The sequence below is a fragment of the Bacillus sp. AC266 genome (assembly GCF_979253805.1).
Genome location: NZ_CEEDEC010000004.1, coordinates 190,077 through 213,321, shown reverse-complemented (window position 1 = coordinate 213,321; position 23,245 = coordinate 190,077). Strand labels below are relative to the sequence as shown.

27 protein-coding genes and 1 tRNA gene are annotated in these 23,245 nt (G+C 38.8%); 19 read left to right on the top strand and 9 right to left on the bottom strand.

Annotated features, from left to right (window positions below; translation table 11 throughout):
* Window positions 1-207 precede the first annotated feature (207 nt).
* The 5 genes from AC0IXC_RS18160 to AC0IXC_RS18140 all read left to right on the top strand — a co-directional run bounded on the left by AC0IXC_RS18160 (window position 208) and on the right by AC0IXC_RS18140 (window position 3,836).
* The gene (locus tag AC0IXC_RS18160; RefSeq protein WP_002124062.1) at window positions 208-666 is read left to right on the top strand and encodes an NUDIX hydrolase; all 459 of its coding nucleotides are present in this window, start codon (window positions 208-210) and stop codon (window positions 664-666) included.
* 20 nt (window positions 667-686) lie between these two features.
* On the top strand, window positions 687-1,568 hold the full coding sequence (rapZ, locus tag AC0IXC_RS18155; protein WP_002016084.1) for an RNase adapter RapZ: 882 nt from the start codon (window positions 687-689) through the stop codon (window positions 1,566-1,568).
* 3 nt (window positions 1,569-1,571) lie between these two features.
* Complete coding sequence (locus tag AC0IXC_RS18150) at window positions 1,572-2,525, top strand: gluconeogenesis factor YvcK family protein (protein WP_002016083.1); 954 nt, start codon at window positions 1,572-1,574, stop codon at window positions 2,523-2,525.
* Window positions 2,526-2,613: 88 nt separating this feature from the next.
* Complete coding sequence (gene whiA, locus AC0IXC_RS18145; protein WP_002016082.1) at window positions 2,614-3,564, top strand: DNA-binding protein WhiA; 951 nt, start codon at window positions 2,614-2,616, stop codon at window positions 3,562-3,564.
* Between the two features lie 23 nt (window positions 3,565-3,587).
* Window positions 3,588-3,836: an HPr family phosphocarrier protein gene (locus AC0IXC_RS18140; RefSeq protein ID WP_002016081.1), complete on the top strand. Its 249-nt coding sequence runs from the start codon at window positions 3,588-3,590 to the stop codon at window positions 3,834-3,836.
* Between the two features lie 525 nt (window positions 3,837-4,361).
* On the opposite strand, the gene clpP is transcribed toward AC0IXC_RS18140, so the two are convergent.
* The 8 genes from clpP to AC0IXC_RS18100 form a co-directional block, all read right to left on the bottom strand.
* Window positions 4,362-4,943: an ATP-dependent Clp endopeptidase proteolytic subunit ClpP gene (gene clpP, locus AC0IXC_RS18135; RefSeq protein ID WP_001049163.1), complete on the bottom strand. Its 582-nt coding sequence runs from the start codon at window positions 4,941-4,943 to the stop codon at window positions 4,362-4,364.
* Between the two features lie 240 nt (window positions 4,944-5,183).
* Entirely contained in the window at window positions 5,184-6,053 is an 870-nt protein-coding gene (locus AC0IXC_RS18130) for a DUF421 domain-containing protein (RefSeq protein ID WP_002016080.1), read from the bottom strand.
* A 20-nt stretch (window positions 6,054-6,073) separates the two neighbouring features.
* Window positions 6,074-6,280 carry a DUF1657 domain-containing protein gene (locus AC0IXC_RS18125; protein ID WP_002191146.1) on the bottom strand — a complete coding sequence of 69 codons (207 nt, stop codon included), beginning with the start codon at window positions 6,278-6,280 and terminating at the stop codon, window positions 6,074-6,076.
* Between the two features lie 9 nt (window positions 6,281-6,289).
* Window positions 6,290-6,640: a stage V sporulation protein AE gene (spoVAE, locus tag AC0IXC_RS18120; RefSeq protein ID WP_000575919.1), complete on the bottom strand. Its 351-nt coding sequence runs from the start codon at window positions 6,638-6,640 to the stop codon at window positions 6,290-6,292.
* Window positions 6,637-7,653, bottom strand: a complete 1,017-nt coding sequence (spoVAD, locus tag AC0IXC_RS18115; protein ID WP_000938981.1) for a stage V sporulation protein AD — start codon at window positions 7,651-7,653, stop codon at window positions 6,637-6,639. The genes spoVAE and spoVAD overlap by 4 nt, the downstream gene beginning before the upstream one ends.
* The gene (spoVAC, locus tag AC0IXC_RS18110; protein ID WP_002034730.1) at window positions 7,654-8,130 is read right to left on the bottom strand and encodes a stage V sporulation protein AC; all 477 of its coding nucleotides are present in this window, start codon (window positions 8,128-8,130) and stop codon (window positions 7,654-7,656) included.
* 28 nt (window positions 8,131-8,158) lie between these two features.
* Window positions 8,159-8,647 carry a YhcN/YlaJ family sporulation lipoprotein gene (locus AC0IXC_RS18105; protein ID WP_002034731.1) on the bottom strand — a complete coding sequence of 163 codons (489 nt, stop codon included), beginning with the start codon at window positions 8,645-8,647 and terminating at the stop codon, window positions 8,159-8,161.
* Window positions 8,648-8,753: 106 nt separating this feature from the next.
* Window positions 8,754-8,960, bottom strand: a complete 207-nt coding sequence (locus AC0IXC_RS18100; RefSeq protein ID WP_000216167.1) for a DUF1657 domain-containing protein — start codon at window positions 8,958-8,960, stop codon at window positions 8,754-8,756.
* Window positions 8,961-9,870: 910 nt separating this feature from the next.
* On the opposite strand from AC0IXC_RS18100, the gene AC0IXC_RS18095 reads away from it, so the two are divergent.
* From AC0IXC_RS18095 to eno, 10 genes are all read left to right on the top strand, one after another.
* Window positions 9,871-10,071, top strand: coding sequence for a hypothetical protein (locus AC0IXC_RS18095; protein WP_002129884.1), 201 nt, complete (start codon window positions 9,871-9,873; stop codon window positions 10,069-10,071).
* 355 nt (window positions 10,072-10,426) lie between these two features.
* A tRNA-Arg gene (locus AC0IXC_RS18090) sits at window positions 10,427-10,502 on the top strand.
* A 260-nt stretch (window positions 10,503-10,762) separates the two neighbouring features.
* On the top strand, window positions 10,763-12,070 hold the full coding sequence (rpoN, locus tag AC0IXC_RS18085) for an RNA polymerase factor sigma-54 (protein WP_002016074.1): 1,308 nt from the start codon (window positions 10,763-10,765) through the stop codon (window positions 12,068-12,070).
* A 9-nt stretch (window positions 12,071-12,079) separates the two neighbouring features.
* Window positions 12,080-12,325 carry a glutaredoxin family protein gene (locus tag AC0IXC_RS18080; protein ID WP_002143722.1) on the top strand — a complete coding sequence of 82 codons (246 nt, stop codon included), beginning with the start codon at window positions 12,080-12,082 and terminating at the stop codon, window positions 12,323-12,325.
* 135 nt (window positions 12,326-12,460) lie between these two features.
* Window positions 12,461-13,489, top strand: a complete 1,029-nt coding sequence (gene cggR, locus AC0IXC_RS18075) for a gapA transcriptional regulator CggR (protein WP_471653111.1) — start codon at window positions 12,461-12,463, stop codon at window positions 13,487-13,489.
* A gap of 26 nt (window positions 13,490-13,515) precedes the next feature.
* Window positions 13,516-14,520, top strand: coding sequence for a type I glyceraldehyde-3-phosphate dehydrogenase (gene gap, locus AC0IXC_RS18070; protein WP_471653110.1), 1,005 nt, complete (start codon window positions 13,516-13,518; stop codon window positions 14,518-14,520).
* 139 nt (window positions 14,521-14,659) lie between these two features.
* Window positions 14,660-15,844: a phosphoglycerate kinase gene (locus AC0IXC_RS18065; RefSeq protein WP_002016070.1), complete on the top strand. Its 1,185-nt coding sequence runs from the start codon at window positions 14,660-14,662 to the stop codon at window positions 15,842-15,844.
* 32 nt (window positions 15,845-15,876) lie between these two features.
* On the top strand, window positions 15,877-16,632 hold the full coding sequence (tpiA, locus tag AC0IXC_RS18060; RefSeq protein ID WP_002016069.1) for a triose-phosphate isomerase: 756 nt from the start codon (window positions 15,877-15,879) through the stop codon (window positions 16,630-16,632).
* On the top strand, window positions 16,629-18,158 hold the full coding sequence (gene gpmI, locus AC0IXC_RS18055) for a 2,3-bisphosphoglycerate-independent phosphoglycerate mutase (RefSeq protein ID WP_002129880.1): 1,530 nt from the start codon (window positions 16,629-16,631) through the stop codon (window positions 18,156-18,158). The genes tpiA and gpmI overlap by 4 nt, the downstream gene beginning before the upstream one ends.
* A 30-nt stretch (window positions 18,159-18,188) precedes the next feature.
* Window positions 18,189-19,484, top strand: a complete 1,296-nt coding sequence (gene eno, locus AC0IXC_RS18050) for a phosphopyruvate hydratase (RefSeq protein ID WP_000103948.1) — start codon at window positions 18,189-18,191, stop codon at window positions 19,482-19,484.
* A gap of 50 nt (window positions 19,485-19,534) precedes the next feature.
* Here the strand turns inward: eno and AC0IXC_RS18045 are convergent, their stop codons facing one another.
* On the bottom strand, window positions 19,535-20,485 hold the full coding sequence (locus AC0IXC_RS18045) for a nucleoside hydrolase (protein WP_063218051.1): 951 nt from the start codon (window positions 20,483-20,485) through the stop codon (window positions 19,535-19,537).
* A 286-nt stretch (window positions 20,486-20,771) separates the two neighbouring features.
* Here AC0IXC_RS18045 and AC0IXC_RS18040 point away from each other — a divergent pair, with 286 nt between their 5' ends.
* The 4 genes from AC0IXC_RS18040 (at window position 20,772) to AC0IXC_RS18025 (ending at window position 23,068) form a co-directional block, all read left to right on the top strand.
* Window positions 20,772-21,149, top strand: a complete 378-nt coding sequence (locus AC0IXC_RS18040) for a CidA/LrgA family holin-like protein (RefSeq protein ID WP_002016064.1) — start codon at window positions 20,772-20,774, stop codon at window positions 21,147-21,149.
* Complete coding sequence (locus tag AC0IXC_RS18035) at window positions 21,146-21,838, top strand: LrgB family protein (RefSeq protein WP_471653109.1); 693 nt, start codon at window positions 21,146-21,148, stop codon at window positions 21,836-21,838. Before AC0IXC_RS18040 ends, AC0IXC_RS18035 begins: the two co-directional genes overlap by 4 nt.
* A 94-nt stretch (window positions 21,839-21,932) precedes the next feature.
* On the top strand, window positions 21,933-22,166 hold the full coding sequence (secG, locus tag AC0IXC_RS18030) for a preprotein translocase subunit SecG (protein ID WP_002016062.1): 234 nt from the start codon (window positions 21,933-21,935) through the stop codon (window positions 22,164-22,166).
* A 161-nt stretch (window positions 22,167-22,327) separates the two neighbouring features.
* Window positions 22,328-23,068: an alpha/beta hydrolase gene (locus AC0IXC_RS18025; protein WP_162836430.1), complete on the top strand. Its 741-nt coding sequence runs from the start codon at window positions 22,328-22,330 to the stop codon at window positions 23,066-23,068.
* The last annotated feature ends 177 nt before the right edge of the window (window positions 23,069-23,245 follow it).

Here is a 23,245-nt window from a genome sequence, read left to right as displayed (position 1 = left end):
ATCCCCTTAACGATAAAAATCGTTAAGGGGATTTTTATGTGCTATTCATGGGAAGTAAGGTATTTTGATTGCTTGTTATAGAAAGAATTTTTACAATTGCTTAGCGAAAGGGGACTGGCACCTTCGTTGTAGCAAACTGTTTTTGATAGTATAATGAAATGAGTATGCAGTGAGAAATTTTGCTGCAAGTAGCTGAGGTGAAGAAACATGCAAAGAGTGACAAACTGTGTGTTAATTAGAGATAATGAAGTACTCTTACTCCAAAAACCTCGCCGGAATTGGTGGGTTGCACCGGGCGGGAAAATGGAGCGTGGTGAGACAGTAAGAGATACCGTTGTTCGCGAGTATCGTGAAGAAACAGGTATTTATTTAAAGAATCCAGCATTAAAAGGGGTCTTCACTTTTGTCATCCAAGAAGGTGATAAAGTTGTTTCTGAATGGATGATGTTCTCCTTTTTAGCAACAGATTTTGCAGGAGAAAACAAATTAGAGAGCGAAGAAGGCATCATTGGTTGGCATACATTTGATAAAATTGATGATTTAGCAATGGCACCAGGAGATTATCACATTATTGATTATTTAATTAAAGGGAATGGTATAATCTACGGTACATTTGTATATACCCCAGATTTTGAGTTGCTTTCATATCGATTAGATCCGAGTTAAACCTGCAAGGAGAGGATACGATGACAGAGAATAATGATATAAAAATGGTAATTATTACAGGGATGTCTGGAGCTGGAAAGACGGTAGCGTTACAAAGTTTCGAAGATTTAGGATATTTTTGTGTAGATAATTTACCACCGATGTTATTGCCGAAGTTTATTGAACTTATGGCAGATTCAAAAGGTAAAATGAATAAAGTGGCACTCGGTATTGATTTACGTGGCCGAGAGTTTTTTGAATATTTATGGGGAGCGCTTGATGATTTATCAGAACGTACATGGATTATTCCTCATATTTTATTTTTAGATGCGAAAGATAGCACACTTGTAACTCGTTATAAAGAAACGAGACGTTCGCATCCACTTGCGCCAACTGGCTTGCCTTTAAAGGGAATTGAAGCTGAGCGTGGTCTCTTAACTGATATGAAGGCACGAGCGAATATTGTGCTTGATACATCTGATTTGAAACCGAAAGAATTACGAGAAAAAATTGTTCACTTATTCTCAACAGAAACTGAGCAAGCATTTCGTGTAAATGTTATGTCATTTGGATTTAAGTACGGAATTCCAATTGATGCTGATTTAGTATTTGATGTTCGTTTTTTACCAAATCCATATTATATTCCACATATGAAGCCATTAACAGGACTGGATGAAGAAGTTTCGTCGTATGTGTTGAAATTTAATGAAACACATAAGTTTTTAGAGAAATTGACGGATCTTATCACTTTCATGCTGCCTCATTATAAAAGAGAAGGTAAGAGTCAACTTGTAATTGCGATTGGATGTACAGGTGGGCAACATCGTTCTGTTACGCTTACAGAGTACCTTGGGAAACATTTGAAACCAGAGTATAGCGTTCATGTATCTCATCGTGATGTGGAGAAGAGAAAGGGCCATTAAGGGATGAAAAAAGAGAGAAAACCTAAAATTGTTATCATGGGAGGTGGAACTGGACTTTCTGTTTTATTAAGGGGATTAAAACAATATCCTGTTGATATTACAGCAGTTGTAACAGTAGCCGACGATGGAGGCAGTTCAGGTAGACTACGTGATGAGCTAGAAATTCCACCTCCAGGTGATATTCGTAACGTACTTGTTGCGTTATCGGATGTAGAACCATTAGTGGAGGCTTTATTTCAGCACCGTTTTACAACTGGAGACGGACTGAAAGGGCATGCGTTAGGAAATTTACTATTGGCAGGTATGACTTCGATTACAGGAGACTTTTACCACGCGATTACGGAAACGAGTAAAGTATTAAATGTCAGAGGACGTGTATTACCAGCAGCGAATCAAAGTGCGGTACTTCATGCAGAATTAGAAGATGGAGAAATTGTAACAGGTGAATCAAAGATTCCTCATTTCGGGAAGAAGATTAATCGTGTCTTTTTAACTCCAGAAGATGTAGAACCGTTATGTGAAACGTTGACGGAAATTAAACGAGCTGATTTGCTTGTTTTCGGTCCAGGAAGTCTGTACACAAGTATATTACCGAATTTAGTCGTTAACAAAATTGGAGACGCTGTTCTTGCTGCAAAAGCGAAGAAGGTATATGTATGTAATGTTATGACGCAAGCGGGCGAAACGAAGGGTTATACTGCATTTGATCATGTGCAGGCGTTACATGATCATTTAGGTAAACCATTTATCGACACTGCGATTGTAAATAATCGTGATATTCCTCGTGAATTACGTAAGTTATATGAGGAAGAGATGTCGGAACCAGTTGCACTGGATACAAATCGTTTTGCTGAACATAATATCGAAATCATTCAAGATCGATTAGCGAAATATGATGATCGTGTTGTAAGACATGATACATTAAAGTTAGCTTCTATTTTATATTCATTGTTATAAATGTGCGTTGCCTCATTTGAGGTAACGCTCCTCATTCATATAGGACAAGATTTTTGTTCCAAAGTAATAGTATAAGGAGGTGTTGACTGTGTCATTTGCATCAGAAACAAAGAAAGAGTTGACCAACCTTGAAATGAAGGAATGCTGCGAGAAATCAGAATTATCGGCGTTGCTTCGAATGAACGGATCGCTTTCTTTTTCAAACCGTCGCCTATCTATCGATATTCAAACGGAAAATGCAGCAATTGCAAGAAGGATTTATACGCTTTTGAAAAAAGGATATGATGTGACGGTAGAATTACTTGTTCGTAAAAAAATGCGATTGAAGAAAAATAATGTATATATCGTGCGGCTTGTTGAGAAGTCTCGCGAAATATTAGCAGATCTTCACATTGTTCGAGATGACTTTTCGTTTATTCGAAATATATCGCAGGAATTAATCGAGAAGAAATGTTGTAAACGATCGTATTTACGCGGTGCATTTTTAGCAGGTGGTTCAGTAAATAACCCAGAAACATCATCTTATCATTTAGAGATCTTTTCGTTATATAAGGAACATAATGATTCTATATGTGAACTGATGAACGGATTTGATTTAAATAGTAAGACGTTGGAAAGAAGAAAAGGGTACATTACGTATTTGAAAGAAGCTGAAAAAATTACAGAGTTTTTAAATATTATAGGTGCTCATAATGCACTTTTAAGATTTGAAGATATTCGAATTGTTCGCGATATGCGTAATTCAGTAAATCGTTTAGTTAACTGCGAAACAGCTAATTTAAATAAAACAATTGGTGCAGCGCTAAGGCAAATTGAGAACATCCGCTATATTGATGAGACGGTTGGGCTTGATATTTTGCCAGATAAATTAAGAGAAATTGCACAGTTACGAAGAGATTATCAAGATGTAACATTGAAAGAGTTAGGTGAGATGGTATCCGGGGGGAAAATTAGTAAATCGGGTATTAATCATCGTTTGCGTAAAATCGATGAAATTGCAGAGAAATTACGCGCGGGGGAAACAGTAGCAAAAAAATAAAAGGTTAAAGGGGAAATGGAGCTGTGGTTCAAAAACTGGTTAAAGTGGCATTAAAAAACGGCTTACAAGCACGTCCGGCTGCGTTGTTTGTACAAGAGGCAAATCGCTTTCATGCGGATATCTTCATCGAGAAAGATGGAAAGACAGTGAATGCAAAGAGCATAATGGGGATTATGAGCTTAGCAATCGGAACTGGTAGCATGATTACAATCACAACAGAAGGTTCAGATGCAGAAGAGGCTTTGGAAGCATTAACTGCATATGTACAATAAAGGGTTATCGCGAATGTGCGATAGCTTTTTTTATTTTTCTGTTTGTGGGGTGCGTGGTTGGTGTGATAACGAAGGATCGGTGGGTATATAGCTGGTTCGCGCTTGTCGGGAATGGTCGGTAAGTCGATAAGTTGTGTCGAAACGCCGATATAATTTGAGTTGTGGTCGATAAAATTGAAAAATCACCGATATATTGGATTAGATACTAGGTGGGGTATGTGATACCCTTGTACATAATAAAAAAAGCGCCCTGTAATAGGGCGCTTCCGCTTATAGATGTATCCAGCTCCAGCGGCTAGAATGGTCGGTGGCTTCGCTTCTTCCGTCGAGGTAAAAAGCACCTCTTTGTCAGAAGTTCCATCCCCCTCTCATTCTGAACGAGCCGCTTCCGCTTTTAATTCTATCCAGCTCCAGTGGCTAGAATCTCCGGTCGTTTCGCTTTTACATTCGAGGCAAAAAGCGCCTCGGAATCAGGGGCTCCAACGCCCTGCGATTCTAAACGAGCCACTTCCGCTTTTAAGTGTCTTAACGATTTGTAAAGATCTTATCGATTAAGCCGTATTCTAGAGCTCTTTCTGCTGTCATGAAGTTGTCGCGGTCTGTGTCGCGTTGTAGAACTTCAAGTGGTTGACCTGTGCGGTCAGCAAGAATTTGGTTTAATTTTTCACGTAAGAATAGGATACGTTTTGCAGCGATTTCGATTTCAGTCGCTTGACCTTGTGCTCCGCCAAGTGGTTGGTGAATCATAACTTCACTGTTTGGAAGTGCGTAACGTTTTCCTTTTTCACCTGCTGCAAGTAAGAATGCACCCATAGATGCAGCCATACCGATACAGATTGTTGATACTTGTGGTTTAATAAACTGCATTGTATCGTAAATTGCCATACCAGCTGTGATAGAACCACCAGGGCTGTTGATGTAAATGTGAATATCTTTTTCTGGATCTTGAGATTCCAAGAATAAAAGCTGGGAAACGATTGAGTTTGCTACGTTGTCATCAATTGCGCTACCAAGCATAATGATGCGATCTTTTAATAGTCGAGAGTAAATATCGTAAGCGCGTTCTCCACGATTTGTTTGTTCAATTACTGTAGGAATTAAATTCATCTGTTATTTCCTCCTTTAAAAGCTTTCTTAGTCTTATAATACAATTATGGTCAATGAAGGTCAAACGAAACCACTTTAAATCAAAAAATATGTAGTTGTATCATGATTTATTCGCTATGTTTTTAAAATTCCCTGCTTATGTATCTTCAACATCATAACCGAATTACATAAATTTAAACGTGATTAATGGTGTGGGAAAGGCAAAAGAACGCCTTTTGTATAGAAGCGTTCTTTCATTTTTTATTCTTTTAACAGATAGGTTACTTTATTTAAGATTTTCTCGATTTGTTTTGCGTTTTTACTATACATATCACTCGCTGATTTTGATTTCGTTTCTAAAGAGAATAATTCAAGATCAGCATTGCATTTCTTTAAGGATGCCAATAGTAAAGGCTTGTTTTGAGGAGAAGGCATTTGGAGTTTATCATTATAGATGTCGATAGTAAGTTGTCCGTATGAATCAACTTGACCAAGAAAGACATTTTCAATGACAACACCGAGTTTTTCTAGCTCAGAATGTAACCAAGCGCGATTATGCCCGCTAGCAGAAAGAGGTTCATCTAATACATTTCCATCCATAATAACAGTTTGCGGTTCTTTTTCGTTTGGCACTTTTAAGCTGATATCTTTTGCTGTAAGTGGTTGGCGATCTTTCTTTAATAATACATTTAATTCCCCGCTCGGTTCTAGTACAGCAAATTCAACATCAGCTACGCTGAACGCATTTTTTCCTCTGAGAAGCTCAAGTAATTCATCACTTGTATACTTTTCTTTCTTTAAATTATCTTCAAGTATTTTGCCATCTTTTATTAATACGGTAGATTTTCCTTCAAAAAAATCTCGAGCTGTTTTGTTCTTTAAAGAGAGGATTCCAGTGAAAAAAGGTACCACAGCGAAAATGAGTATCGCAAAGACGCCGTGGAAAAATTTTGAATCAAGCCCTGTAGATACTTGGGCAGCGATGTCACCGATTGTCATTCCGGCTATGTATTCAAAAAAGGAGAGCTGAGAAATTTGTCTTTTTCCTAACCATTTCGTAATAGCGAATAAAATAATTAATATGAATACAGAGCGAAGAATGACAAGTGTCCATTCCGGCAGGTGAGACATAGTCATTTCCTCCAGTCTACTTAAAACCCTTTATATTGAGGTTCTTCACGTTCTAATACTGAAACTCTATTCTGTAAATCGGTGATGACGCTGTCCATTTCTAACATACATTCATGAAATACACGTTTTGATTCCGCGTCCTGTGAATTTAGTGAAAGGGAGCTTAAACTTGCTTGAGCGCCCCTTACACTGGCAAGGCAGGTTTTAACGCTAGCGATAACTGTCATACGAACACCTTATCCTTTCGGTTTGAATAGCAATGCTCCAATGAAGCCGAAAATAATGGCAGCTGATACACCAGCACTCGTTACTTTAAACATGCCGGTAATAACGCCGACGATGCCATGTTTGGCTGCTTCCTCCATCGCGCCATGAACGAGGGCATTACCGAAACTTGTAATAGGTACAGTTGCCCCAGCGCCTGCAAAGTCGATTAATGGTTCATACAGATTGAATCCATCTAATATAGCTCCAGCAACAACGAGTGTTGCCATCGTATGAGCGGGGGTTAGTTTGCCGACATCAAACATAAGCTGTCCGATTACGCATATGAGTCCACCAATGACGAAAGCCCAGAAAAAAATCATTGCGTTGCACCTCCAAATTCAATCGAAACAGCGTGAGCGATACACGGAATCGTTTCTTCTTGTTGGAATGTAAGTGGAGATAGTAAAGCGCCTGTCGCAACGACAAGTATTTTCTTGAATTCTCCTCTTTTCATTCGGTTTAATAAATGTCCGTATACGACTGTTGCTGAACAGCCCGGACCACTTCCACCAGCTATGACAGGTTGACCTTCTCTATAAATGATGATTCCGCAATCTTGAAATTGCTCGCTCTTTACCTTTGTTCCATGTTTATGTAGTAGGTCGTAAGCGATTTCGCGACCGACATGTCCAAGGTCACCTGTTACGATTAAGTCGTAATAAGAGGCGTCAATTTGTCGTTCGCGTAAATGAGCTTCAATCGTATCGACAGCAGCTGGGGCCATCGCACCACCCATATTAAAAGGATCTGTTAGTCCCATATCAATAACCCGTCCAATGGTGGCCGATGTTACTTGTGGACCATATCCAGTGTCGCTTAAAATAGCCGCGCCTGCACCGGTCACTGTCCACTGAGCCGTAGGAGGTTTTTGACCACCATATTCAGTTGGATAGCGGAATTGTTTTTCTACCGCAGCGTTATGACTTGATGCCCCAGTTAATAAATACTTTGCACCTTTTGCATTTACGATACTTGCGCCGAGTGCTAAGCCTTCCATAGAGGTAGAACAGGCGCCGAATAAACCGAGATAAGGTGTTCCGAGTGTGCGGCATGCAAAGCTCGTTGGAGTTATTTGGTTAATTAAATCCCCTGCGAGTACGAATTGAATATCGTCTTTACGGAGCTTTGCCTTTTCGGTAGCGCGGCTACAAGCTTCTTCAAATAAAATTTTATGCGCCTTTTCGTAAGAATCTTGTCCGAGCCATAAATCTTCATGCAGGGTATCGAAGTCTTCAGGAATTTTTCCATTTGCCTCAAATGGGCCACCGACTACACCTGTTGAGATGATAACTGGTTTGTTTTCGAATACCCATGTTCGGTGTCCTTGTAACATTTACAGCCCTCCCCATTGAAAGAGAATCGTTTTAATAAGAGCGATGACAAAAGCTGAAAATACGCCAAATAAGATGACCGATCCTGCTAGTTTAAACATGTTACCACCAACGCCGAGAACGAATCCTTCTGTACGGTGTTCAATACACGCGGCAATAACAGAGTTACCAAATCCAGTAACGGGAACTGCGGTACCAGCACCAGCAAATTGTCCGAGGCGATCGTAGACGCCAAATCCCGTCAGTAGCATAGAAATAAAAATAAGAGTTGCAACGGTAGGGTTCCCGGCAGATCTTTCAGTGAAATCAAAGTACGTAATATAAAAGGTGGAAATCAGTTGGCCTATTAGACAAATTAATCCCCCGACGAAAAAAGCTTTTATACAATTTTTTAAAACGGGGCGCTTCGGCTCGCGCTGTTGTTCGAATTTTTTATATTCTTGTTGTACAGGTGTTAAATTTTTATCTTTACTAGACATTTGAATCCTTCCTTCTCTTTTAGAAAGCTTAAATATTAGATCCCATTTCTGATTGAATGAGTTTTAACTGTTCTTTAATGCCATCCTTACTCACTTTCTTTTTCTTAATTTTGTTTTCAAGTTCTTCTATGAGCATAAAGATCTTTTTGTCTGTACTTACACGAATATCGAAAGTAGGGTTTTCATCACTTAGCTTCTTTTTTAATTTACTTCTTAAAGGCTTTAAACCAAATCTTTCGTGATGTTCAGGTTTAACGGCTATGTAAAGATCTAAATTTGTATTAACTGCGGTAGCTTCTGTAATTCCCTCTATAGTGAAAGCCTTTTTCTTAGCTTCTTGCGATATAGATTGATTAAAGGATTCTGTACTCATTTTTGTTAACTTAGGGCCCTTGTCTTCTTTCGTTCGTTTAGCTTCTTCTTTCTTTACTTTTTTATCTAACGGGCTATTATCACATCCGGTAAGTGAACCGAATAGGAGCATAAATAACGCGGTTATGATTCCGAGTTTTCGCATTATAATCATTCCATTTCTATTGCATTATGTAATTTGAGAAAAAAGGATGATTGCATATCACCCTTTTTCTCAAATTGTGCACCATTAGATACAATGGCACCTTTGGTTATTGCTGTGTGTATTGTGGTTCTTCTTGCTGGACTTCTTCAACACGTGGGTTTAAAGAATCAATAATTGTTTGTGTTTGCTGCGCAGCTGTTTGGAAAAGTTGCTTTGCTTGTTGGTTATCCGTATCAAGAGCGAATCCCTCTAAGCTAGCTTGTGCACTTTTTAATCCAGAAACAGTTTGCTTTAGTTTTGTAATTACAGTCATTGAATGAAGCCCCCTTTGGAATATCAATTCAAAGATTATAATTTGTGGGTTTGGGTGAATTTATGATTGGAAAATTTAGGTTTTGAAGTTGAAGCTTTGATTCAAGCGCCAATGAATTCTTTGTTATAGTGGCGCTTTATAAGATGGAAGAGGATGATATGTAATTCATGATGTAGGTATGTTACCTGTTGAAGATTAAAAAGTAACTGAAAATTACATGAGGTTAAATTTCTGGTTATTCACAAAAAACACATCAATAAAATATATATATTTCTATTCTTGTAGTTATTTTCAATTTAAAATAAAATTTTCTTGTATAGTAAAAAAAGGATGTGTTCAGTTTTAAAAAAATAATATCTTCATTATCTTATTCGTTCAATCGAAGTCATTCACGAAAGAAGAACGTTATTAAATCAACGTTTCTTTTAATACATAAAACATTTACGAATTGTTTTGTTCATCGAAAGTCTTGCGAATTCTTTTAAATCAACGTTTAGAAGAGAAAGTCGAAAGTAACAAAAGTCATTTATGTTGTATTCGTCATTCATCAAAATGAATACGCTATTCACCACAAGCCAACCCAAACGAAAATTTTCCGAACCCTCCAAGCCACCCCGCTGAGCCGTCGCAGGAGTCCCTTAGAGATAGTATTTGTGATTTTTGAATCAGGGGGTTGATCTCTCGCGAAGTCCTGACGCAGCCCAGCGAATTGTCTTTTACCCAATCCTCGCCGAGTTTCTACTATCAAAGAAAATAACGTTTCTAATGCGATTGGGCAGCCGTTATCGGAACTTACCCCCGACAGTGTGTTAAAATTAATCGAAGCGGAAAACGAGGATCTCCAATTGACTGGACGTGTGATCGGTTGGACAGTTTAAGAGGGTTGTATAAAAAGGGAGATGGCGCAAAGATGGTGAGATCAAAAGAGAATGATTTAACGGAGAAATTGGCAGAAGGTCACCGAGAATATGGTGACGGCAACTTTACAGTACAGAACATAGGTGATGAAACTAACCCGAATTGGACTGTCGTAAAAAATGTGAGGAAGGGATCGGCAGGCATTCGTGAAGGGGAAGATATATTTAGCCTGCGATCAAAATATATAAAATAGTGCGGAGATGGGCGGGCATCACTTCGCCTGTCTTTTTTTATAGACTATATGCGAAAAGTGCGATGCCGAGAGATGTAATTCTAGACGATTAGATTTAATATGATGAAGTTATGAGCCTATATGCGTTCTATTTCGATTTAAGTAGATTAAGGGGGAACGAAAGAAGGAAAACTGCGCGCTAAAGCTAGTGTAGAAGAGGTTTTTATGCTTGCGTATTAGGTTAGCGTCAGGATATAATATCCATATGTAAAGAAGCGAACGTCTACGTGTTGGTGTTCGTATCCTACGTTTAACTTTCGGTAAGAACAAATCGGAAGAAGACGGAAGCAAACCGTTGATATTATCATAATCTCATGCGCCCATAGCTCAGTCGGATAGAGCGGTGGTTTCCGGTACCACGTCTGCCGGGGGTTCGAATCCCTCTGGGCGCGTCAAAAGGTCCTAACTTACATTTGTAAGTTAGGACCTTTTTTTATTTCTCTCTTGTTATATCTGGTTATAAGATTTACTATTAGTATGTGGTAATAATTTTTATTGCGCTATTATTTTCTTTCAATATTATTCAAATTTCGGTTGTAAGATCTAAATCTCATTAATACATATAAATTAATAATATTTTGGAATGGGTGTCTGCGTGAGGATTCTCCTTTTACCAAACTTATTGTACAATAGAAACAAGGGGGAGATTAGTTTGAAGGCAAGTCTTTTACAAGAACAAAGCTTACGTTTGGCAATGACACAAGAGTTAAGGCAAGCGATTACAATGCTCCAGTATAATGTACAAGAATTATCGGAGTTTTTGTATGAGCAATCGTTAGAGAATCCCCTTATTGAGTTAGGTGGTTTTGAGAGGGAGAAGAAAAAGAGCTCTAACACAAGTAAAAGTACCCGCAAACAAGTCGAGAATCAAATGGAAATCTACAGTGTGGATTCTACAACGATTCAGCAACATTTATTAAATCAACTACAGTATTATAAAATAGATGAAGAAGAGCGAAAAGCAGCTTCTTTCATTATTATGAACATGGATGGAAATGGCTATTTACAAGAAACAAATGAAGAGTTATCAGAGCTTCTTTCTGCGCCAATTGATGTAGTGGACTGTTCCGTGGAGCTTGTTCAATCGTTAGAGCCAGCAGGGGTAGGTGCGCGTAATATTCAGGAATGTCTATCAATCCAATTGAAGCGCTTACAAAGAAGAAATGGGTTAGCGGAAGAAATTATAGATGATCATTTTAATTATTTCGTTAAGAAAGATTGGCGAAAGCTCGTTCAAGTGTTGAAGTGTACCAACGAGGAATTACAGGATGCGGTGAACTGTATTACATCATTGCAGCCGAAACCAGGTCTTGCATTTTCTTCTGATAAACCACTTTATATTGTGCCTGATATGGCGGTAAAAAAAGATGGCGATCATCTCGTTTTACAGATGAATGAGAGAAATATGCCAAGAATTGAAATTCACTCTGAGTATAGTGCGTTACTAAATAACAGTGAAAGTGAAGTGGCTTCTTACGTATCGGAGAAGTATCAGCATGTGCAATGGATTATGCGCAGTTTGAAACAGAGAAAACAAACACTCTTACAAGTGATGAATATTATTATGGAAAAACAGCATGATTTCTTCTGGGGAGGTCCAGAGTATTTAAAACCACTTGCTTTAAAAGAGGTGGCGGAAGAGTTAGGTGTGCATGAGTCTACAATTAGTCGTGCAACGCGTAATAAATATGTGCAAACGCCGCACGGTTTATTTGAGATGAAATCGTTCTTTAGTAATTCTATTTCTACGACGGAAGATGAGGCGGTTTCTACAAAGCGTGTGAAACAATTCATTCAAACGCTTGTTGGAGCAGAAAATAAGAAAAAGCCACTTTCGGATCAAAAGATTTCAAAATTATTAGAAGAAGAGCATGAAATAGTTATTTCTCGAAGAACGGTTGCGAAGTATAGAGAACAAATGCATATTCCTGCTTCGTCTCTAAGAAAAACAATTGGATAGGTGAAGAAGATGAAGGTTGTACTATATACAAAAAAAGATTGTGGTCTTTGCGTGAAGGCGAAACAAGTTTTAAAAGAAGTACAATATGAATATTCTTTTCAAATTGAGGAAATAGATATATATGAAGATAATGACCTTTTAGAGAAATACCATCTAATGATTCCTGTTGTAGAAATAGGCGGAAGACAAGTGGAATATGGTAACATTCACAAAGGTGTCATAATAAACTATATAAAGAATGCAGTTAAGAGTTGAATAAGTTTCTGTCTCCTGTTACAATAATACACGTAGCAGGGATTATTTTTTTAACCTAAGTGGGACGCAAAATGTCACTACGGGACATAAAGTGACCACGAAGGGAAATGAACCGATGCAGTGAGGAGAAAAGATATGCGCTCATGGATTCAGAACACAAAAAAATTATTACCTGATCTGCTACCTGTTATGCAAACGAGAATGCAAGTGCTTCAGTACATTAGGCTTATGCAGCCGATTGGAAGAAGAAACTTATCTGCAAGTCTCGGTATGACAGAACGAGTATTGCGAAGTGAAGTTCAAGTTTTGAAAGAACAAAACTTAGTTCACGTCGCTTCTTCTGGAATGACTTTGACAGAAGAAGGAACAGCTTTAGTTCTTGCTTTGGAAGACTTTATGAAAGAAATTTCCGGGTTAAAGGTTTTAGAAAAACAACTTAAGGAAACATTAGACTTGGATGAAGTTTTCGTTGTCCCTGGTGATAGTGATGAATCACCTTGGGTCAAACTGGAGATGGGCCGTGCTTGTGTGACTTGTATAAAAGACCGTCTGACAGTGAATAATATCGTTGCTGTGGCTGGAGGAAGTACGCTAGCTGCTGCTGCGGACATGATGCAACTTGATTGCAAAGATTTACATATGCTATTTGTCCCAGCACGTGGTGGAATTGGAGAAGGTGTCGAGTTAGAAGCCAATACCATTTGCGCCAAAATGGCACAAAATACGATGAGTAATTATCGCTTATTGTATGTTCCAGATCACGTTAGTAGCGAAGCATATGCGTCTATTGTAACAGAGCCCTCCGTGAAAGAAGTTCTTGAGTTGATTCGATCTTCCAATATCGTCATTCATGGAATTGGTGATGCGTTAACAATGGCACGTCGCAGAAATACTGCAGAAGCAGATTGGTTAAAGATTCAGGCAAGCGAAGCAGTTGGCGAAGCTTTCGGTTACTACTTTAATGAACAAGGAAATGTTGTTCATAAAGTAAGAACAGTTGGTATGCAACTTGAAGATTTACAACATGTATCTCACGTTGTCGCAGTCGCTGGAGGTTCTTCAAAAGCAAAAGCAATACAGGCTGTAATAAAGCAAGGGCACACTTCAATTCTAATTACAGATGAAGGTGCAGCAAAACAATTAACAAAGGGTATTACCCTTTAATATAATCCCCCAAGGAGGAAATTTAAATGACTAAAATTGGTATTAATGGATTTGGACGTATCGGACGTAACGTATTCCGCGCAGCTCTTAACAACTCTGAGGTAGAAGTAGTAGCAATCAACGACTTAACAGATGCTAAAACATTAGCTCACCTTTTAAAATATGATACAGTTCACGGAACTTTAAATGCAGAAGTATCTGCTAACGAAAACAGCATCATTGTTAACGGTAAAGAAATTAAAGTTATCGCTGAGCGTGACCCAGCTCAATTACCATGGAGCGACTACGGAGTAGAAGTAGTAGTAGAATCTACTGGCCGTTTCACTAAAAAATCAGACGCTGAGAAACACTTAGGTGGATCAGTTAAGAAAGTTATCATCTCAGCTCCAGCTTCTGACGAAGATATCACTGTAGTTATGGGTGTTAACCACGAACAATACGATGCAGCTAACCACAACGTAGTATCTAATGCTTCTTGTACTACAAACTGTCTAGCTCCATTCGCTAAAGTATTAAACGAAAAATTCGGCGTAAAACGCGGAATGATGACAACAATTCACTCTTACACTAACGACCAACAAATCTTAGACTTACCACATAAAGATTTACGTCGTGCTCGTGCAGCAGCTGAAAACATGATCCCAACATCTACTGGTGCTGCTAAAGCTGTAGCATTAGTATTACCAGAACTTAAAGGTAAATTAAACGGCGGCGCTGTACGTGTTCCAACTGCTAACGTTTCTCTTGTTGACTTAGTTGTTGAACTTGACAAAGAAGTAACAGTTGAAGATGTAAACGCAGCATTCAAAGCAGCTTCTGAAGGCGAATTAAAAGGTATCCTTGGATACAGCGAAGAGCCATTAGTATCTATCGACTATAACGGATGTACAGCTTCTTCTACAATCGATGCATTATCTACAATGGTAATGGAAGGTAACATGGTTAAAGTACTTTCTTGGTACGATAACGAAACTGGTTACTCTAACCGCGTAGTAGACCTAGCTGCATACATGACTTCTAAAGGTCTTTAATTCTTAAGTATATAAGCAATCAATGACAAAACGAGGGAGAGGGTTTGTTCCCTCTCTCTCTTCTTTCGTTTTAGAAGCAAATGTGTTAAGCTTTTGAATGGGTTTTGTCAATCCTAACTAGTAGTCGGAGGGAAATCCAATGAACAAAAAATCAATTCGTGACGTAGATTTAAAAGGTAAGCGTGTATTTTGCCGCGTTGATTTCAACGTACCTATGAAAGAAGGCAAAATTACAGATGAAACTCGTATCCGTGCAGCTCTTCCTACAATTCAATATTTAATAGAGCAAGGTGCGAAAGTAATTTTAGCAAGTCATTTAGGCCGTCCAAAAGGTCAAGCAGTAGAAGAATTACGTCTTACTCCAGTAGCAGCACGTTTAGGCGAGCTTCTTGGTAAAGATGTTAAAAAAGCGGACGAAGCATTCGGACCAGTTGCACAAGAAATGGTTGCAGCAATGAACGAAGGCGACGTATTAGTTCTTGAAAACGTACGTTTCTATGCGGGCGAAGAAAAGAACGATGCAGAACTTGCGAAAGAATTTGCAGCTCTTGCTGATATCTTCGTAAACGATGCATTCGGTGCAGCTCACCGTGCTCACGCTTCTACAGCAGGAATCGCAGACTACCTACCAGCAGTATCTGGTTTATTAATGGAAAAAGAGTTAGATGTATTAGGTAAAGCACTTTCTAACCCAGAACGTCCATTCACAGCTATCATCGGTGGTGCGAAAGTAAAAGATAAAATCGGTGTAATTCGTCATCTATTAGACAAAGTAGATAACTTAATCATCGGTGGCGGACTTGCTTACACATTCGTTAAAGCATTAGGTCATGAAATTGGTCTATCTCTATGTGAAAACGACAAAATTGAACTAGCTAAAGAATTTATGCAACTTGCAAAAGAAAAAGGCGTAAACTTCTATATGCCAGTTGATGTTGTAATCACAGAGGAATTCTCTGAAACTGCAACAACTCAAATCGTTGGTATCGACTCTATCCCTTCTACATGGGAAGGCGTGGACATCGGTCCTAAAACACGTGAAATTTATGCAGATGTAATTAAAAACTCTAAGCTTGTTGTATGGAATGGACCAATGGGTGTATTCGAAATGACTCCATTCGCAGAAGGTACAAAAGCAGTAGGGCAAGCATTAGCAGATGCAGAAGATACATACTCTGTTATCGGCGGTGGTGACTCTGCAGCAGCTGTTGAAAAATTCGGTATGGCTGATAAAATGAGCCACATTTCTACTGGCGGCGGTGCGTCATTAGAATTCATGGAAGGTAAAGAACTTCCAGGTGTAGTTTGTCTTAACGACAAATAAGTAGCAGCCAAAGAAAAAGGACGGTGCAAAGCATGCGTAAACCAATTATCGCAGGTAACTGGAAAATGAATAAAACTCTATCTGAAGCAGTTAGCTTCGTAGAGGAAGTTAAAGGTCAAATCCCAGCAGCTTCAGCTGTTGATGCAGTAGTTTGTTCGCCAGCTCTATTCTTAGAGCGCTTAGTAGCAAAGGCTGAAGGAACTGACTTACAAGTAGGTGCACAAAACATGCACTTCGAAAAAAATGGTGCATTCACTGGCGAAATTAGCCCAGTAGCACTTAGCGACTTAAAAGTAGGCTACGTAGTACTTGGCCACTCTGAGCGTCGTGAAATGTTTGCTGAAACAGACGAGTCAGTAAATAAAAAGACTCTTGCAGCATTTGAACATGGTTTAACACCAATCGTTTGTTGTGGTGAGACTTTAGAAGAGCGCGAAAGCGGAAAAACATTTGATCTAGTAGCAGGTCAAGTAACAAAAGCACTTGCAGGTTTAACAGAAGAGCAAGTTAAAGTAACTGTTATCGCTTATGAGCCAATCTGGGCTATCGGTACAGGTAAATCTTCTTCTTCTGCAGATGCAAATGAAGTATGTGCGCACATCCGTAAAGTTGTTGCAGAAGCTGTTTCTCCAGAAGCTGCAGAAGCTGTTCGTATTCAATACGGCGGTAGCGTAAAACCAGAAAACATTAAAGAGTATATGGCACAATCTGACATCGACGGCGCTTTAGTTGGCGGTGCTAGCTTAGAGCCTGCTTCGTTCTTAGGTCTTCTGGGGGCGGTAAAATGAGAAAGCCAACAGCTTTAATCATTCTTGATGGTTTCGGACTACGTGAAGAAACTTACGGGAATGCTGTAGCACAAGCTAAGAAACCTAATTTTGATGGTTACTGGAACAAATTCCCTCACACAACGCTTACAGCTTCTGGTGAGGAAGTAGGTCTTCCAGCAGGTCAAATGGGTAACTCAGAGGTTGGTCACTTAAATATCGGTGCTGGCCGCATCGTATATCAAAGCTTAACACGCGTAAACGTTGCAATTCGTGAAGGTGAGTTCGATCAGAACGAAACTTTCCAAAATGCAATTAAAAGCGTGAAAGAAAAAGGTACTGCTCTTCATTTATTCGGTTTACTTTCTGATGGTGGTGTACACAGTCACATGAACCATATGTTTGCTCTTCTTCGCTTAGCAGCAAAAGAAGGCGTGGAGAAAGTATATATCCATGCATTCTTAGATGGCCGCGATGTTGGACCACAAACAGCAAAAGGTTATATCGATGCAACAAATGAAGTAATTAAAGAAACAGGAGTAGGACAATTCGCGACTATCTCTGGTCGTTATTACTCCATGGACCGTGACAAGCGCTGGGATCGCGTAGAAAAATGTTACCGTGCTATGGTGAATGGTGAAGGCCCTACTTATAAATCAGCAGAAGAGTGTGTAGAGGACTCTTATGCAAATGGTATTCATGATGAATTCGTATTGCCGTCTGTAATTGTTAACGAAGATGACACGCCAGTTGCAACAATCAATAATGATGATGCAGTTATCTTCTATAACTTCCGTCCAGACCGTGCAATTCAAATTGCTCGTGTATTTACAAACGAAGACTTCCGTGAGTTCGATCGTGGTGAAAAAGTACCTCACATTCCTGAGTTCGTTTGTATGACACATTTCAGTGAAACTGTAGATGGTTACGTGGCATTCAAGCCAATGAACCTTGATAACACATTAGGTGAAGTTGTTGCGCAAGCGGGATTAAAGCAACTTCGCATCGCGGAAACTGAAAAGTATCCGCACGTTACATTCTTCTTTAGCGGTGGTCGTGAGGCTGAATTCCCAGGAGAAGAGCGTATTTTAATTAACTCACCGAAGGTTGCAACGTATGACTTGAAACCTGAAATGAGCATTTATGAAGTAACGGACGCTTTAGTAAATGACATCGAAAATGATAAACATGATGTTATCATTCTTAACTTTGCAAACTGTGATATGGTTGGCCATTCTGGGATGATGGAACCAACAATTAAAGCAGTAGAAGCAACTGACGAATGTTTAGGAAAAGTTGTAGAAGCGATTCTTGCAAAAGATGGTGTAGCACTTATTACTGCTGACCATGGTAATGCCGATCAGGAGTTAACTGCTGAAGGTGGACCAATGACAGCTCATACAACTAACCCGGTTCCTTTCATCGTTACAAAAAATGATGTAGAGCTTCGTGAAGGTGGTATTTTAGGAGATATCGCCCCAACAATGCTTACACTTTTAAATGTGGAACAACCGAAAGAAATGACAGGTAAAACAATTATTAAATAATTTGCTTATATAAAAAGGAGAGAATTTATTATGTCAACAATTATTGATGTTTATGCTCGCGAAGTCCTTGACTCTCGTGGTAACCCAACTGTAGAAGTAGAAGTTTACACAGAAAGCGGCGCATTCGGACGCGCTATCGTACCAAGTGGTGCATCTACTGGTGAGCACGAAGCAGTAGAATTACGTGACGGTGACAAATCTCGTTACCTTGGTAAAGGTGTTCTTAACGCAGTAAACAACGTTAACGAAGCAATCGCTCCAGAAATCGTTGGTTTCGACGTAACTGACCAAGCGGGTATCGACCGTGCTATGATCGAATTAGATGGCACTCCAAACAAAGGTAAACTAGGCGCTAACGCTATCCTTGGTGTATCTATGGCAGTAGCTCACGCAGCAGCTGACTTCGTAGGTCTTCCATTATACCGTTACCTTGGTGGATTCAATGCAAAACAATTACCAACTCCAATGATGAACATCATCAACGGTGGTTCTCACGCTGATAACAACGTTGACTTCCAAGAGTTCATGATCTTACCAGTTGGTGCTCCAACATTCAAAGAATCAATCCGTATGGGTGCTGAAGTATTCCATGCACTTAAAGCTGTATTACATGACAAAGGTCTTAACACTGCAGTAGGTGACGAAGGTGGATTCGCTCCAAACCTTGGTTCTAACCGTGAAGCATTAGAAGTAATCATCGAAGCTATCGAAAAAGCTGGTTACAAAGCTGGCGAGAACGTATTCTTAGGAATGGACGTTGCTTCTTCTGAGTTCTACAACAAAGAAACTGGTAAATATGACCTTGCAGGCGAAGGCCGTACTGGCTTAACTTCTGCAGAAATGGTTGATTTCTACGAAGAGCTTTGCAAAGACTTCCCAATCATCTCTATTGAAGATGGTTTAGACGAAAACGACTGGGATGGTCACAAATTATTAACTGAGCGTATCGGTGATAAAGTACAATTAGTTGGTGACGACTTATTCGTAACTAACACGCAAAAACTTGCTGAAGGTATCGAAAAAGGTATCTCTAACTCAATCTTAATTAAAGTTAACCAAATCGGTACTTTAACTGAGACTTTCGAAGCTATCGAAATGGCTAAACGTGCTGGTTACACAGCAGTTGTATCTCACCGTTCTGGTGAAACTGAAGATGCTACAATCGCTGACATCGCAGTTGCAACTAACGCTGGCCAAATCAAAACTGGTTCTATGAGCCGTACTGACCGTATTGCTAAGTACAACCAATTACTACGCATCGAAGACGAACTAGGCGAAATCGCTGTTTACGATGGTATCAAATCTTTCTACAACATCAAACGATAATTGTAGAAAATAACGACAGACCGTGAGAAATCACGGTCTGTTTTTTTTTGCTAAAATTGTTCGTCTGTCATAAGTGACATGAAGTATTTAAAGAAGAGATTATAATCAAAATCGATAGCAATTTGCTGCGAGGGCCGATTGGTGAATGGGCTTGATCCTACTAAAGAGCGGAAATCACCGATGCTTGCTCCTTGAGCGTAAGATTCGGTCATGACGGTAATTGGTGATTTGTAGTAGGTAAACATAGAATTATCAAGTAAAGCTAATATCGGTATCGTGTCATGAAAAGGGCAGCCTTTTAATTGTGGTAAAATTTTTTCGTAATATCCATAGTAGTAATGATCGAATAGAGGTTTGACGAGAGAAGCCTTTCCTTTCGCCTCAATATATTCAGCCATATCAGGTGTAACGATGGAATACTGAGTTACATTTAACGGGTATATGTACATGTTGGATGCAGATTGTAATACAATGTTAGCCGCGATTGGATCGCCATAAAAATTCGCTTCTGATACGGGAGTTACATTACCTGGGTGCAGAAAGGAACCACCCATTACATAATAAGATTTAATTTGCTGCATTAAGTTTTTACATAAAATAAATAAAGCAGCTAGGGAAGTGAGTCGCCCTAAACTTACAATGATTAGTTCGTCTTTATACTGCTCGATAAGAGGGATAACTTCAAAAAAATTCTCCATTTCCCCGTTTTGTAACTTTTCATTTGGGATGATTGGCCCTAACCCTTCTTTACCGTGAATATTAGTAAAAAAAGCGGGTGGACCTCCATTGAGAGGACGGTCTGAACCACCAAATATTTTCATATCTCTATTTCTTGATTTTTGTTTAAGAAAATGAGCATTTTGTACGGCCATTTCTTTTGGAACATTGCCGTAATCAGCGACAATCCCAACAATTTCAATTTCATCGATAAAGAATGCGAGGAGGAGGGCTATCGCATCGTCGATTCCAGGATCACAAAAAATGAGAATTTTTTTAGACATGCGTTCACCACCTATCTTTATATATATATGTGTGCTAGAGAGAAGGCAGAATAAAAATGGAGTGAAGGATTTTGTTTTATTAAAATAATAACCATCAAAATTCAGAAAATATAAACTTTATATATTAGGTCAAGGTTTTTGACGTAAATCACATTAGGAAACGCAGTCATATCAAGGGTGTAAGCGTATAATATAGTGGGTTTTCGTTGTCGATTTGATAAATTGCAGGTTTTTACAATTTATACTATGATAAGGATATTAACAGAAGATCGTATAAACATGAGGGATGATGAACATGAAACTTACAAAGATTCTTGTCCAAATTGCTGCTCTTTATGTATTTTATATGGTTGGAAATTGGGTGCAAGAAATGTTGAATCTTCCGATTCCAGGAAGTTTGATTGGGATGTTCCTCCTACTTGTTTTGCTTAGCCTAAAAGTACTTCCAGTGAAATGGTTTGATTTAGGAGCAGAAACACTCGTTGCTATTATGCCGTTTTTATTAATTCCGCCAACGCTTGGCTTAATGAATTACGGTGCTTTTTTTATGAGTAAAGGAATTTCCCTTTTCATTACAGTTGTAGCGAGTACGTTTTTAATTATTATTGTCGCAGGACATACAGGACAATATCTTGCGAATAGAAAGGAAAAAGAGACACAATGAGCCAAATATTAATCGGAATCGGTTGGGTTCTTTTTACGGTGCTATTATATCAATTATCTAAAAAAATCTACAAATTATTTCCAACACCATTTACCATTCCAATGCTTGTTGCAACAGGATTAATGGCTTTCTTATTTATACTGCTTGATATACCATATCAAAATTATATGGAAAGTGGTGGTGGCTGGATTGCGAAGCTACTAGGACCAGGTGTTGTAGCATTTGCAATCCCGCTTTATAAACAACGTCATGTTCTGCAAAAATATGTTGTACCAATTGCTGGTGGTGTATTAGTAGGTACAACAGTTGCTATTGCAAGTGATTTTGCTATCGCCACACTTATGGGAACAGATAAAAGCTTAATTTTATCTTCTTTACCAAAATCAGTGACAATGCCAGTTGCGATGAGTGTATCTGAACAAGTTGGTGGTGTCCCGTCCTTAACAGCAGCATTCGTCGTTATCGCAGGGATTACTGGAACGATTTCAGGACCAATTTTATTAAAATGGAGCCGTGTTACAAACTCAGTTGGTAAAGGGATTGGCTTTGGATGTGCGTCTCATATTATGGGTGTTATGAGAGCGATGAAAAATAATGAGCATGAAGGTGTTATTGGATCGGTAACAATGACATTAACAGCAATTTTGACATGTTTGCTTGGACCGTTATTCGCAATGATGTTCATGTAATAGAAGAAAAGCGAGAGCGATTCTATAGCTCTCGCTTTTCTATAGGATTTATGCTACATTTAAAATAACTGAATCTTTGTAGGAGGTACGCCAAGTGCATACGTTATTATCAGTTTTACTTATTATTGTATCGATTTTAATGATTGTTATGGTACTTATGCAGTCTAGTAATAGCTCAGGCCTTTCAGGCGCTATTTCAGGTGGTGCAGAGCAATTGTTTGGTAAGCAAAAAGCACGTGGAATTGAAGCGGTATTAAACCGTGTTACAGTTGTCTTAGCTGTACTATTCTTCGTACTAACAATTGGTGTTACGTACTTAAATTTATAAAATTAAAAGAAGAAGCGTTAGCGGATTATGCTAATGGTTCTTCTTTTTTTGATTTGTTATTCAAAAAAAGTTTCTAATTAGATTATAGAATTATAAATATGGTACACTAAGAATAGAAAGAATACGACTAGATTACAGAAGAGAAAGAGGAGAAGTACATGATGAAATTAGCATCTCCGAAACCATTTACATTTGAAGGTGGAGACCGCGCTGTTTTATTATTACATGGATTCACAGGGAACTCAGCTGACGTACGCATGCTAGGGCGTTTCTTAGAGAAGAAAGGCTATACTTGTCATGCGCCAATTTATAAAGGACACGGTGTACCACCAGAAGAGCTTGTTCATACAGGCCCTGAAGACTGGTGGAAAGATGTAATGAATGCCTACCAGCATTTAAAAGATCAAGGTTACGAGAAAATAGCTGCGGTTGGATTATCATTAGGCGGAGTATTCTCATTAAAACTTGCTTATACATTACCGATTTTAGGTGTTGTACCAATGTGTGCACCGATGTACATTAAAAGTGAAGAAATTATGTACCAAGGTATATTGGCATATGCCCGCGAATATAAAAAGCGTGAGCAAAAATCACCAGAACGAATTGAGCAGGAAATGTTTGAATTCAAACAGACACCAATGAATACATTAAAAGCATTACAGGAGTTGATTCGTGACGTACGCAATAATGTTGATATGATTTATGCTCCAACATTCGTTGTACAAGCACGTCATGATGAGATGATTAATACAGATAGTGCTAACATTATTTATAACGGTGTAGAATCTACGTTAAAAGACATTAAATGGTATGAAGACTCTACGCATGTCATTACACTTGATAAAGAACGTGATGTGCTACATGAGGATGTATATAACTTCTTGGAGCAACTAGATTGGTAAGGTCTAGTTGCCTCTTTTTTTCATAAGGGAATTTTTATCCCGCTATTTGTGGGCTAATAATCAGTGGGGACGGACAAAAAACCACTGGTTAAAGTTACACTTTATGAAAGCTGTAAAAAATCATTGGGAGATGATTAAAGTTTCACTTTATACATCCCCCATCTTTCGGATACACTA